Source organism: Micromonospora sp. WMMB482, assembly GCF_019038635.1.
Taxonomy (GTDB): Bacteria; Actinomycetota; Actinomycetes; order Mycobacteriales; family Micromonosporaceae; genus Micromonospora; species Micromonospora marina.
Map to the genome: position 1 here is coordinate 752,085 of NZ_JAHOPD010000020.1, position 13,145 is coordinate 765,229.

The window sequence follows — 13,145 nt, forward strand, 5'->3', positions numbered from 1 at the left end:
GAGGTACCCCCGCTCAGGGGCGAGGGCGATGGAACCAGCGCGTGACGGGAGCCGGATCCTCCTCCTCGTACGACCGGGCCGCGTTCACCGCGGCGGCCAGCCCGGAACGGCGAGGCCGGGGCCCGGCGCGCAGCATCGGATCGGCGGCCATCTCCCGGAGCACCGCGACGGCCAGGCCCAGCATCACCACGACGAACGGCAACGCGACCAGGATGGTCGCCTGCTGCAGCGCGGCCAGGCCACCGGCCAGCAGCAACGCCGCCGCGACCGCGCCGATCAGCACGCCCCAGAGCACCACCACCCCGCGATGTGGCCGCAGCGCGCCGCGCGAGCTGAGCGAGCCGAGCACCAGCGACGCCGAGTCCGCACTGGTGACGAAGTAAAGCGCGATCAGCACCATGGTGAGCACGCTCGTCAGCGTGGCCAGGGGCAGCGCGTCGAGCAGCCCGAACAGCGCCTGCTCGGAACCGGCGTCCACGTCCGCCACCAGATCCCGGGTGCCAGTGGTCTGCGTACGCAGGGCGGTCCCGCCCATCACCGCGAACCAGACGGTGCTCGCGCCGCTGGGTATCAGCAGCACGCCGACGAGGAACTGACGGACCGTACGGCCGCGCGAGATGCGGGCGATGAACGTGCCCACGAACGGCGCCCAGGAGATCCACCACGCCCAGTAGAAGACGGTCCACGAGCCCAGCCAGGCCGGGTCGGAGAACGCCCCGGTACGCGTCGACATGCGCACCAGGCCGCTCAGATAGTCACCGACCGAGGCCGGCAGCACCTCCAGCGTGTAGACGGTCGGACCGACCACGAACACGAACAGCATCAGCGCGACGGCGATCAGCACGTTCGTGGTGGACAGCCACTTGACGCCCCGGTGCAGTCCGGAGAAGGCGGACACGACGAAGGCGAGCGTGAGCGCTCCGATGATCGTCAACTCGACGGCCCGGCTGTCCGGCACCCCGGCCACCAGGTCGAGGCCGGCCGCCACCTGGAGCGCGCCCAGCCCGAGACTGGTAGCCGAGCCGAACACGGTGGCGAAGACGGCGAGCAGGTCGATCCCGCGGCCGAGCGGGCCCTCGGTCCGGTCCCCGAGCAGCGGCGCGAACGCGGACGAGATCCGGTTGCCCCGCCCCTTGCGGAACGTCGAGTACGCCAGGGCCAGCGCCGCGATCGCGTAGATGCCCCACGGGTGCAGCGTCCAGTGGAAGAGCGTGTACTGCATGGCCGCCGAGGCGGCGGCGCCGGTCTGCGGCTCGACTCCGGAGGCCGGCGGCGGCGTGGCGTAGTGCTGCATCGGTTCGGCGACGGCGAAGAACACCAGGCCGATGCCCATGCCGGCGCTGAACATCATGGCGACCCAGGCCAGGGTGTTGAACTCCGGCCCGTCGTCGTCGGCGCCCAGCCGGATCCGGCCGAACCGGGAGGCGGCCACGACGACCGCCAGCACCAGGAAGGCGTCGGCCGCGACCACGAAGAACCAGCCGAACGTGCTCACGGCCCAGGCCAGGCCGGACTCGCCGAACCGGGCCAGTGAGCCCCGGGCGAACACGCCCCACAGCACCACCGCGAGCACACCGGCGACCCCGGTGCCGAGCACCACCCGGTCGACCCGCTGGGCCACGGCCCGCCGCCCCGATTGTCCCGTCATGCCTCCATCGTCGGCGGGCCGGGCACACCGCCGGGCCGGAATGCCGCAGGAACCGCGTCAGGACACGACGGCGGCTGCCTCCTCGGCCTCCACCGCGGCGTTCCAGGCCGGCTTGGTGGACCGCCAGCCCTCGTCGTCCATGCCGCGCCGCCAGTAGCCGGAGATGGACAGATCGCCCCGGGGCACGCCACGCTCGACGCGCAGCAGCCGCCGCAGCTCCTTCATCGCGCCGGCCTCCCCGTGCACGAACGCGTGCACCCGGCCGGGCGGGAACTCCAGCGCCCGGACCGCCTCGACCAGCGGCTCGCCGAACGGGCGCCCGTCGCGGTGCAGCCAGCACACCTCGACCTCACCCGCGCTGGTCAGGGGCAGCTCGTCGGCCGGGCCGCCCACCTCGACGTACACCTTGGCGGGCGCTCCCGCCGGCAGCCGTTCCAGGGCCGCGGCGATGGCCGGCAGCGCGCTCTCGTCGCCCGCCAGCAGGTGCCAGTCGGCAGCCGGGTCCGGCGCGTACGCTCCGCCCGGCCCGGCGAACAACACCCGGTCGCCGGGACGCAGCGCCGCCGCCCACGGCCCGGCCAGACCCTCGTCGCCGTGGTGCACCACGTCCACCGTCATCTCACCGGCCGCGGCGTCCCAGGCCCGGACCGTGTACGCGCGCAGGCGCGGCCACTGCTCCGCCGGGAACTCCCGCTTGATCGTGGCCAGGTCGACCGGGTACGGGTAGGTCACCCCGGCCGGCGGGAAGACGAACTTCACGTAGTGGTCGGTGTACGCGCCCACCGGCAGCCCGGCCAGCTCGGCGCCGCCCAGGACCAGGCGGACCAGGTGTGGGGTGGGCCGCGTGGTCCGGACGACCGTGGCGGCGGTGAACGTCTTCGGGCGATCCGTCATGCCGCTTAGGCTAGCCTAAGCTCCGCAGGGGTGATCCGGTCAGTTCGGCGACACCAGCCGGGCGTGCCAGGCCAGCGCGGCCGGATCGGTGAGCGAGGCGACCTGGTCGATCACCACGCGCAGCCGCGTGGCGTCGTCCCCCGCGTCCCGCCACAGCGGCGCGAACACCGGGTCGAGCGCGTCCGGCGCCCGCTCCAGCAGCGCCGCGACCAGCCCGCTCAGGACGTCGCGCTGCCGCGCGTACCGGTCCTGGGCGCCGGGGCGGCGCATCACGTACCGCAGCGCGATGCCCTTGAGCAGCGCGCACTGCGCCCGGATCCGGCGCGGCACCACCAGGTCGGCGTCGTAGCGGCGGTGCGGACCGGGACCGTGGCGCTGCTCGGTCGCGGCCACCACCCCGGCGGCGAACCGGCCGGTGAGCACGCTCGTGGTGGCCTTCAACGCGGCGAGCGCGCGATGACTGCCGTCGTACGCGGCCAGCGGGGCGAGCACCGGATCGGCCAGCAGGTCGGCGAGCACCTCGCCCAGGTCCTCCGGCCCCTCACCCGAGTAGGCGGCGGCCACGTCCGCGCAGAGTGCCCGCCGCTCGTCCGCGTCGGCCAGCAGCGGGCGCAGGTCGACGTACCCGCCGTGGATGCCGTCCTCGACGTCGTGCACCGAGTACGCCACGTCGTCGGCCCAGTCCATCACCTGGGCCTCCAGGCAGCGCCGAGCGCCGGGCGGGGCGCCTGCGCGCAGCCAGTCGAAGACCGGGCGGTCGTCGGCGTACACGCCGAACTTGCGCTCGCCGGGGCGGCGCGGCCACGGGTACTTGCTGACCGCGTCCAGCGCGGCCCGGGTCAGGTTCAGCCCGGCCGAGCGCCCGTCCGGGGCGAACACCTTCGCCTCCAGCCGGGTGAGCACCCGCAGCGTCTGCGCGTTGCCCTCGAAACCGCCGCATGGGGCGGCCAGCTCGTCCAGGGCGTACTCGCCGTTGTGCCCGAACGGCGGGTGACCCAGGTCGTGGGCCAGCCCGGCGGTGTCCACCACGTCCGGGTCGCAGCCCAGCCGGGCGCCCATCTCGCGGGCGATCTGCGCGACCTCCAGCGAGTGGGTCAGCCGGGTACGCAGGAAGTCGTTCGTCCCGGCGGTGTGCACCTGCGTCTTCGCGGCGAGCCGGCGGAACGCCGCCGAGTGCAGGACCCGGGCGCGGTCCCGCTCGAACGGCGACCGGCCGTACCCGGTGTCCTTCGGCGCCTCGTCGACCAGCCGCGCCGCGTCGTCAGCCCCGGTCACCGTTGCCGCGTTGACGCAACGGCCGGAGGTCGCGACTGCGGGGCTCGCAAAACCGGCTCACTCCTCGCGCTCCCGCAGAACGCAGAACTCGTTGCCCTCCGGATCGGCGAGCACCGTCCACTCCACGTTTCCCTGGCCGATGTCGACGTGCCGGGCGCCCATGTCGACCAGGCGCTCCACCTCGGCCTCCATGTCGGCCGGGCGCAGGTCGATGTGCAGCCGGTTCTTCCCCTCCTTCGGCCCGGCGACCGGGACGAAGACGAGACCGGGCATCGTGTCGGGGGTCCGGCGGATCTCCACCTCGTCCGGCTTGTCGGTGATCACCTGGTAGCCGAGAGCCTCCGCCCACCAACTGGCGAGCCGGGACGGATCCCGGGCGTCGATGGTCAGGTTCTCCCAGACGGCGGTCATGCGGCCACCCCTCCTGATCGACACGTGGCGGAAGCTCAGGTTACGCCGAGGAGGCCGGAAAGGCGCGCCGGGCGGGCGCGGGGCCGCCGGTGTCCACCGGCGGCCCCGCCCCCGGTCAGCGGGAGTCCGGACCGGTGGTGGTGATGGCCGCCCGGCCGGCCTCCAGCCGGGCCACCGGCACCCGGAACGGCGAGCAGGAGACGTAGTCCAGGCCGACGGAGTGGAAGAAGTGCACCGAGTCCGGGTCGCCGCCGTGCTCGCCGCAGACGCCGAGCTTCAGCCCCGGGCGGGCCGCCCGGCCCTCCTCGGCGGCGATGCGGATCAGCCGGCCGACGCCGTCGGTGTCGATCGACTCGAACGGCGAGATGCCGAAGATGCCCAGCTCCAGGTAACGCCAGAAGAACGCGCCCTCCACGTCGTCGCGGGAGAAGCCCCAGCCCATCTGGGTCAGGTCGTTGGTGCCGAAGGAGAAGAACTCGGCCGCCTCGGCGATCTGCCCGGCGGTCAGCGCCGCCCGGGGCACCTCGATCATCGTGCCGATCAGCACCTCGACGCCGCTGTCCCCGACCACCTCGGCGATGATCCGCTCGGCCTCGGCGCGTACCGTCTCCAGCTCCTGCACGGCCCCGACCAGCGGCACCATGATCTCCGGGCAGGCCGTGCCGCCGTCGCGGACGACCGCGACGGCGGCCTCCGCGATCGCGCGGACCTGCATGGCGAACAGGCCCGGGATGACCAGGCCGAGCCGGACGCCGCGCAGGCCCAGCATCGGGTTCTCCTCGTGCATCCGCCGCACGGCGGCGAGCAGCGCCTCCTCCTTCGCGACGTCCTCGCCGCGCTCCTGCGCGACCGCGACGTTGACCGCGAGCTGTTCCAGCGGGGGCAGGAACTCGTGCAGCGGCGGGTCGATCAGCCGCACGGTGACCGGCAGGCCGTCCATCTCCCGGAAGATCTCGATGAAGTCGGCCCGCTGCAGCGGCAGCAGCGCGGCGAGCGCGTCCTCCCGCTCCCGCTCGCCATGCGCCAGGATGAGCCGCTCGACCAGCTCGCGGCGGTCACCGAGGAACATGTGCTCGGTGCGGCACAGGCCGATGCCCTCGGCCCCGAAGCGCCGCGCCCGGGCCGCGTCCGCCCCGGTGTCGGCGTTCGTGCGGACCCGCAGCCGCCGCGCCGCGTCGGCGTGCGTCATGATCCGGTGTACGGCGCGGACCAGCGCGTCGTCGGTGGTCTCCGGGTCGAGTTCGCCCTCGAAGTACTGCACCACCTCGGACGGCATGACCGGCACCTCGCCGAGGTACACCTTGCCGGTGGTGCCGTCGATCGAGACGACGTCGCCCTCGTTCACCACGTGGTCGCCCACAGTGAACCTCTTCGCCGGGACGTTCACGTCCAGCTCGTCGGCGCCGGAGACGCAGGTCTTGCCCATGCCGCGGGCCACCACCGCGGCGTGGCTGGTCTTGCCGCCCCGGGAGGTCAGGATGCCCTGGGCGGCGATCATGCCGTTGAGGTCGTCCGGGTTGGTCTCCCGGCGGACCAGGATCACCGCCTCCCCCTCGGCGGCCAGCTCGACCGCCCGGGCCGAGGTGAAGACGACCTTGCCGGACGCCGCGCCCGGCGAGGCGCCGATGCCCTTGGCCACCGCCTCGAACTCGTGGTCGAGCTGGAAGCGGGGGAACATCAGCTGGGCGAGCTGCGCGCCGTTCACCCGGTGCAGCGCCTCGTCGAGGTCGATCAGCCCCTCGTCGACGAGCTGCCCGGCGATGACGAACGCGGCGGCGGCGGTGCGCTTGCCGACGCGGGTCTGGAGCATCCAGAGCTTGCCGCGCTCGATGGTGAACTCGATGTCGCAGAGGTCCTTGTAGTGCTCCTCCAGCCGGGCCATGATGCCGAGCAGCTGGTCGTAGGAGGTCTTGTCGAGCTGCTCCAGCTCCTGCAACGGCACCGTGTTGCGGATGCCGGCCACCACGTCCTCGCCCTGGGCGTTGGCCAGGTAGTCGCCGTAGATGCCCTGTGCCCCGCTGCCCGGGTCGCGGGTGAACGCGACGCCGGTACCGGAGTCGGGACCGAGGTTGCCGAAGACCATCGTCACCACGTTGACGGCGGTGCCCAGGTCGGCCGGGATGCGCTCCTGCCGGCGGTAGAGCACCGCCCGCTCCGCGTTCCACGAGTCGAAGACCGCGCGGATGGCGAGGTCGAGCTGCTCGCGCGGCTCCTGCGGGAATTCGCGGCCGGTGTGCTTGGCGAAGATCTGCTTGTACGCGTCGACCAGCCCGCGCAGATCGCCGGCGTCCAGGTCGAGGTCGTTGTGCGTTCCCTTGGCGCGCTTGATCTCGTCGAGCGCGTGCTCGAACTCCTCGCCCGGCACCTCGCAGACGGTCTTGCCGAACATCTGGATCAGCCGGCGGTACGAGTCCCAGGCGAATCTGTCGTTCCCACCCGCCTGGTTGCTCAGGCCGATCACGCTACGGTCGTTGAGACCCACGTTGAGGACGGTCTCCATCATGCCCGGCATGGAGAACTTGGCGCCGGAGCGTACCGAGACCAGCAGCGGATCGTCCGGGTCGCCGAGGCGCCGGCCCATCTCGCGCTCCAGGGCCTCCAAGTGCGCCTCGATCTGCGCGGCCAGTCCGTCCGGCTCGCGCCCGGTCGTCAGGTACGCCTTGCAGGCCTCCGTGGTGATCGTGAAGCCGGGCGGAACCGGCAGACCGAGATTCGTCATCTCGGCCAGGTTGGCCCCCTTGCCGCCGAGCAGATCCTTGAGATCCTTGTTGCCCTCGGCGAAGTCGTAGACGTACTTCCGCTCGACCGAATCGTGCGCTGCCACCAGAGCCTCCCACGCGCGCCATTGACACTTAACGAAGGTTCAGTTCGGACATACCCCGGTAGTGACCACCGGCAATCCCGGCTCGTCAGCGTCGGTGGGCCGAAGGCTAGGCGAACTTCGCGAAACCTGGGAGCGTTCGGTGACTTTCGGCACAACGGTCACCACAATCCGCGTTCGTACGGGTTTTTGGGAACGCTTCCACGAGCACGATCACGCAATTCCGATTCCCCTCGTACTCTTGACGTCACTGCATCTCGCGGAACCTGACCTTTGCCATATACCGCGCGAATACACCCCTCGGAGCGTCGCCGTGCCGACCAACCCCGCGGCCCCGGAGACCGGGCCGGAGCCGTCCGACACCCGTCCCACCAGCCCTTCCCGTGACATGCCGCCGCCGGATGCGGCCTCGCCCGGCGCGCTCGCCGCGCCCTCCACGGGCCAGCCCGGCGTGGCGGCGCCCGCCGCCGGCCTGCCCGGGGTGGCCGCGCCCGCCGCCGAGCTGGCCCGTGCCGCAGAGGGCCGGGCCGCCGGGGCGCTCGCCGGACCGGCGCCGGTCCGGCTGGGCGACGTGGTGCCCGCGCCCGAGCAGGTACGCCCGGACCCGGCCGGTGACTTCACGCTCGGCGCGGACGCCGTGCTGCGGGTCAGCCCCGCCGGGCGGGACGTGGCCGAACAGCTCGCCGGCTGGCTGCGCCCGGCCACCGGTTTCCCGCTCCCGGTCACCGACACCGCCGAGGGCGGCCCGCTGGCGCTCACGCTGTCCCCGGCGGCTCCCGACGGCCTCGTCGAGTCCGACGGTTCCGGCGGGCCGGACGGCGCGCGCCTCGGGGACGAGGGCTACCGCCTCGACGTGACCAGCGGGGGCGTCCGGATCACCGCCGTCACCCCGGCCGGGCTGTTCCACGGCGCGCAGACGCTGCGGCAGCTGCTACCCGCGCCGATCGAGAGCCCGACCGCTGTCACCGCGCGCTGGGCGGTGCCCGGCGGCACGATCGTCGACCGGCCACGCTTCGCCTACCGGGGCGCGATGCTCGACGTCGCCCGCCACTTCTTCGCGGTCGAGGACGTGCTGCGGGTGGTCGACCACCTGGCCCGCTACAAGCTCAACCACCTGCACCTGCACCTCACCGACGACCAGGGCTGGCGGATCGCCGTCGACTCGTGGCCGCGGCTCGCCGAGGTCGGCGGGACCACCGCGGTCGGCGGTGGCCCCGGCGGCTGGTACACCCGGGACGACTACCGCCGGATCGTCGCGTACGCGGCCCGCCGCCACGTGACGGTGGTGCCGGAGATCGACCTGCCGGGCCACACGAACGCGGCCCTTGTCGCGTACCCCGAACTGGCCCCCGACAAGACCGCGCCGCCGCCGTACACCGGCACCGAGGTGGGGTTCAGCTACGTCGACCCGGCCGACGAGCGGACGTACGCCTTCGTCGCCGACGTGCTCGGCGAGGTGGCCGCGCTGACCCCCGGGCCGTGGCTGCACCTCGGCGGCGACGAGGCGTTCAAGGTGCCCGCCGAGAGCTACCGCGCCTTCATCGTGCGGGCGCAGTCGCTGGTCGCGGCCACCGGGAAGACGGTCGTCGGCTGGCACCAGCTCGCCCCGGCCGAGCACGTCGACGGGCGGGTCCTGCAGTGGTGGGGCACGAACGGCGACGACCCGGAGACGGCGGAGGCGGTGCGTCGGGGCGCCCGGCTGATCCTCTCCCCCGGCAACCACGCGTACCTGGACATGAAGTACGCCCCGGACACCCCGATCGGGCACGACTGGGCCGGTCTGATCGACGTACGCCGGGCGTACGAGTGGGATCCGGGCAGCCACGTGCGGGGCGTACCAGCCGAGGCGGTGCTGGGTGTGGAGGCGCCGCTGTGGACCGAGTCGGTCACGACGCTCGCCGAGGTCGAGTACATGTTCTTCCCGCGCCTGCCCGCCGTCGCCGAACTCGGCTGGTCACCGCGCGAGACACACGACTGGTCCGGGTTCCGCAGCCGGCTGGCCGCCCACGGCCCGAGGTGGACGACGGCCGGCATCACCTTCCACCGTTCCCCTGAGATCCCCTGGCCCTCCACCTCCCCGCCCCAGATCCCCACCCAACCGACCCCCACCCAAACGTCTCCCTACCCCCCAGGCCCACCCCACCCGGTCGATCATGAAGTTGACGGCGGCAAACCGGACACAAACGCCACGGGGGCGCACCTCAGCCTCAGGCGGACACAAAGTCCTTGATCGACAGGGGTGGCGAGGGCGGCCCTGGGGGGTGGAGCTATCGGGCGATGTGGCGGGCCGGTCGGCGGGTGCACCGGTGGGGTCGATGTGCGGATCTCGGGTGGTCGGGGCCACCGGCGGGGTGGAATCGGGGGTAGGTGCGCGGCGTTGTACATGGCAGACCGCGCCGCACCCGCCGACCGCCCGCCCCGCGGGCCGGGAATCAGGCCGGGACGCCGGTCGTTACATCCGCGGAGCCGCCGAGCAGGCCGGGAGCGCCTGTCGAACCGGCCCACCGCCGGGCAGCCCCACCGGGAATGACCCCGGGGCCCCGGTCGTTACATCCCCGAGCTGCCGGAGCGGGCCATCCCCCGGCCGCCCGACGAACCACCGGCCCGACGCACATGCCGGGCCACTCGATCTTTCTTCGCGGCATCCCCCATCGCCGCGTACCCCCGACAGAGAGGCAACTGATCATGGCTACCACTCTGCTGCGCAAGACCGTTCTGACCGCCGCCGGCATCGCCGCGACCGCCGGTGGGATCGCCGGCCCGGCGATCGCCGCCCACGCCGCCCCCGCCGAGAAGGCCGCCGCCGTGGCCGACCGCAAGGGTCACGGTGAGCGCGAACTCGACGTGCGCTACGAAGCCCAGCCCAACTTCTACTACTGCGGCCCCGCCGCCGCCCGCAACGCGCTGAGCGTGCAGGGCAAGAACATCGACGTCGACACCATGGCCCGCGAGATGGGCACCACGGAGAACGGCACCAACAGCATCAACGACATCACCCCGGTGCTCAACAAGGAGACCGGCCGCAAGGACGCCTACAAGTCGGTCGAGATCAGCACCCCCAAGGCCGACGACAAGCAGACCGACAGGCTGCGCGCCGACATCGTCCGCACCATCGACGACGGCCGCGCCGTGGTCGCCAACATCGCCGGCACCGCTGTCGACACCGACGGGAACACCCACTCCTTCGAGGGCGGTCACTACATCAGCGTCATCGGCTACCGGGACGACGGCCACACCGTCACCATCGCCGACAGCGCCAACCCGAACACGGCCTCCTACCGGATGAGCGTCGACAACCTCGCCGACTGGATCGCCACCCGCGGCTACTCGGCCTCCTGACCCACCGAACACCGACCAGGGCCCGACCCCACCGGGGGTCGGGCCCTGGTCGCGTCGACGGTCAGCGCCGCCGCCGCGGGGCGAGACCGTCGAGGAACACCTCCAACCCGAGCGTGAACCGGAGGTCGGGATCGCCCTGGAACAACATCTGTCCCATAGCGGTGGTGTGCGGGAAGTCCTGGGCCGGCAGGTTCCGGTAGTGCTCCGCGACGACCGCCCAGTGCCGCGCCACCGAGTCCGCGCCCGCGCGCTCGCTGAGCCGTCTGCGGGCCGTGTCGAGGGCGTCTGCGGTGACGTACAACGACAGCCGGTCCAGCGCCCAGGCGCACACGTCGTCGGGGAACCCGGCCGTACGCAGGGTCGCCAGCAGCGCCTCGGCGATCCGCACCGAGTTGCCGCCGACCGGCCGCCCGGACATGGCGATGGAGGCGATGTCGCCGTGACGGAGCAGTGCGGCGCGGACCTCGCCAGCCAACTCGGACAGCGCGCGGCGCCAGTCCCGACCGTCCGCCGGTAGGCGCACCTCCGCCAGGACGCGGTCGAGGGCCAGATCCAACAGCTCGTCCTTGCCGGCGACGTGCCGATAGATGGACGCGGGCCCGGTGCCGAACGCGTCGGCGATCGTGCGCATGCTCACCGCGTCGACGCCCCGACGGCCGACCAGATCCAGCGCGGCGGCGACGATCGCGTCCCGGGCCAGCGCCGGCCGCGACGACTGTCCCACCGGTCCTCCGATCCTGGCGTCGGCCGTCCGACCGCGCGACGGTGTCCCAGCTTAGTGGGACCGCCGGCGCCGCCGGGTTGCGAACGGCGTTCGCTCGATGCGACGATGCGTGCGAACGCCGTTCGCAGCAGGATCTCTTCACGCGCGGAGGACCCCGTGACGCCCACCGCCCGGCTGGCCGCCACCCTCACCCCGATCCTCTTCATCGGCGTCGACCTGGCCGACGCCCTCACCCGCTCCCGGTACGACCCGCTCCACCATTGGGTGAGCCACCTGTCCCTCGGCTCCCGGGGCTGGCTCGGCACCGGCAAGCTCACGCTCTGCGCCGTGCTGCTCGTGGTCGCCGCCGCCGGCCTGCGCCGGGCGACGAAGCCGGCCGGCGGCGGCTGGAGTTGGCGCACGGTCGCCGCGGCCGGACTCGGACTGCTCGCCGCGGCGGCGCTGCCGATGGACCCGGGCCTGGGCTATCCGGCCGGCGCGGAGAAGGCCGCCCCGAGTTGGCACGGCACCGGCCACGACATCGCCGCGGCGGTCCTCGTCGGGGCGCTGGCCGCCGCGGGTTGGCTTCTGGGCCGCGACCTGCGGCGAGCGGGCCACGACGGGGCATGGCAGACCGCGGGACGATGCGTCACGGTGGTGGTGGTCGCCGGATTCGTCGCCTGCTCCGCGCTGGTCGGCCTGGACTACGCCGGCGTTCTCCCCGGCGCCCCCAGCGGCCTGCTCGAACGCGTCTCCCTCTACACCGGGGTGGGATGGCTCGGGCTCGCCACCCGCCAGGCACTGCGGCCGGTCGGAGGCTGACCGGTCAACCCCCGGAGTCGTCCAGCTCGGCGCCGTCCGGCGGGGTGTCGTCGTCGCGGCTGGCCAGCCAGCCGTCGGGCAGGAAGACCTTGCCCGGGGAGTTGGTGCGGCCGCGCGGCTGGCCGAGGTTCTCCACCGGGAACGGTACGGCCGGGTCCAGCTTGCCGAGCAGGTCGTCGAGCTGCGCCAGGCTCTCGATCATGGCGAGCGAGCGGCGCAGCTCGCTGCCGATCGGGAAGCCCTTCAGATACCAGGCGACGTGCTTGCGGAAGTCGGTGCAGCCGTCCCGCTCGCCCCGGGCCGGGTTGCGGGCGCCCGCCACGAACTGCTCCACCAGCAGCTCGGCGTGCCGGCGCATGGTCACCGCCACCTCGCCGAGGCTCGGCAGTCGCCGCTCGGCGCTCCCGTTGAACGCGGCCTCCAGGTCCGCGAACAGCCACGGCCGGCCCAGGCAGCCGCGCCCGATCACCACGCCGTCCACGCCGGTGTGCGCGACCATCCGCAGCGCGTCGTCGGCCTCCCAGATGTCGCCGTTGCCGAGCACCGGCACGTCGAGCGCCGACTTGAGCGTGGCGATCGCGTCCCAGTCGGCGGTGCCGGAGTAGCGCTGCGCGGCCGTACGCCCGTGCAGGGCGACCGCCGCGACGCCCGCGTCCTGGGCCGCCAGCCCCGCCTCGACGTACGTCAGGTGGTCGTCGTCGATGCCCTTGCGCATCTTCACGGTGACCGGCACCCCCGCGGGCGACGCGGCGTCCACCGCGGCCTTGACCAGCCGGGCGAACAGCCGGCGGCGCCACGGCAGGGCCGAGCCGCCGCCCCGGCGGGTCACCTTGGGCACCGGGCAGCCGAAGTTGAGGTCGATGTGGTCGGCCAGGTCGCGCTCGACCACGATCCGCACGGCGGCGGCGGTGATCTCCGGGTCGGTGCCGTAGAGCTGGAGGCTGCGGGGCTGCTCCTCGGCACCGAAGGCGATCATGCGAAGCGTCTTCGGGTTCCGCTCGACGAGCGCCCGGGTGGTGATCATCTCGCACACGTAGATGCCGCCGCCCTGCTCACGGCAGAGCCGGCGGAAGCCCACGTTGGTGATCCCGGCCATCGGCGCGAGCACCACCGGCGGCCAGACCTGGTGCGGCCCGATCGTCAACGCGGGCAGAGTCGGCGCAGTCACCGCCCAAGTGTAAGGAAGGGCCCCTTCTTAACGTCTCCGGTAGAGCAGGGGCCCCTTGTTAACA

10 protein-coding genes are annotated in these 13,145 nt (G+C 73.1%); 3 read left to right on the plus strand and 7 right to left on the minus strand.

The window, feature by feature from the left end; all coding sequences use genetic code 11:
• Positions 1-13: 13 nt before the first annotated feature.
• From KSK32_RS04320 to ppdK, 5 genes are all read right to left on the minus strand, one after another.
• Positions 14-1,648, minus strand: a complete 1,635-nt coding sequence (locus KSK32_RS04320; protein ID WP_216928680.1) for a BCCT family transporter — start codon at positions 1,646-1,648, stop codon at positions 14-16.
• Positions 1,649-1,705: 57 nt separating this feature from the next.
• Complete coding sequence (locus KSK32_RS04325) at positions 1,706-2,542, minus strand: siderophore-interacting protein (protein ID WP_216928682.1); 837 nt, start codon at positions 2,540-2,542, stop codon at positions 1,706-1,708.
• 39 nt (positions 2,543-2,581) lie between these two features.
• Positions 2,582-3,817 (minus strand): deoxyguanosinetriphosphate triphosphohydrolase, encoded by a 1,236-nt coding sequence (locus KSK32_RS04330; RefSeq protein WP_216928684.1) that lies wholly within the window; start codon positions 3,815-3,817, stop codon positions 2,582-2,584.
• A gap of 57 nt (positions 3,818-3,874) precedes the next feature.
• Positions 3,875-4,228, minus strand: coding sequence for a VOC family protein (locus tag KSK32_RS04335; protein WP_216928686.1), 354 nt, complete (start codon positions 4,226-4,228; stop codon positions 3,875-3,877).
• Between the two features lie 115 nt (positions 4,229-4,343).
• Complete coding sequence (gene ppdK / locus KSK32_RS04340; protein ID WP_216928688.1) at positions 4,344-7,052, minus strand: pyruvate, phosphate dikinase; 2,709 nt, start codon at positions 7,050-7,052, stop codon at positions 4,344-4,346.
• A 310-nt stretch (positions 7,053-7,362) separates the two neighbouring features.
• Here ppdK and KSK32_RS04345 point away from each other — a divergent pair, with 310 nt between their 5' ends.
• Positions 7,363-9,279 (plus strand): beta-N-acetylhexosaminidase, encoded by a 1,917-nt coding sequence (locus KSK32_RS04345; protein ID WP_289256493.1) that lies wholly within the window; start codon positions 7,363-7,365, stop codon positions 9,277-9,279.
• A gap of 455 nt (positions 9,280-9,734) precedes the next feature.
• Complete coding sequence (locus tag KSK32_RS04350; protein WP_216927935.1) at positions 9,735-10,388, plus strand: C39 family peptidase; 654 nt, start codon at positions 9,735-9,737, stop codon at positions 10,386-10,388.
• Positions 10,389-10,449: 61 nt separating this feature from the next.
• Here KSK32_RS04350 and KSK32_RS04355 read toward each other — a convergent pair whose 3' ends face one another.
• On the minus strand, positions 10,450-11,112 hold the full coding sequence (locus KSK32_RS04355; protein ID WP_216928690.1) for a TetR/AcrR family transcriptional regulator: 663 nt from the start codon (positions 11,110-11,112) through the stop codon (positions 10,450-10,452).
• A gap of 156 nt (positions 11,113-11,268) precedes the next feature.
• Between KSK32_RS04355 and KSK32_RS04360 the strand changes: the two genes are divergently transcribed.
• Positions 11,269-11,913, plus strand: coding sequence for a DUF998 domain-containing protein (locus tag KSK32_RS04360; RefSeq protein WP_216928692.1), 645 nt, complete (start codon positions 11,269-11,271; stop codon positions 11,911-11,913).
• Positions 11,914-11,917: 4 nt separating this feature from the next.
• On the opposite strand, the gene dusB is transcribed toward KSK32_RS04360, so the two are convergent.
• Complete coding sequence (gene dusB, locus KSK32_RS04365) at positions 11,918-13,081, minus strand: tRNA dihydrouridine synthase DusB (RefSeq protein WP_216928694.1); 1,164 nt, start codon at positions 13,079-13,081, stop codon at positions 11,918-11,920.
• Positions 13,082-13,145 lie beyond the last annotated feature (64 nt).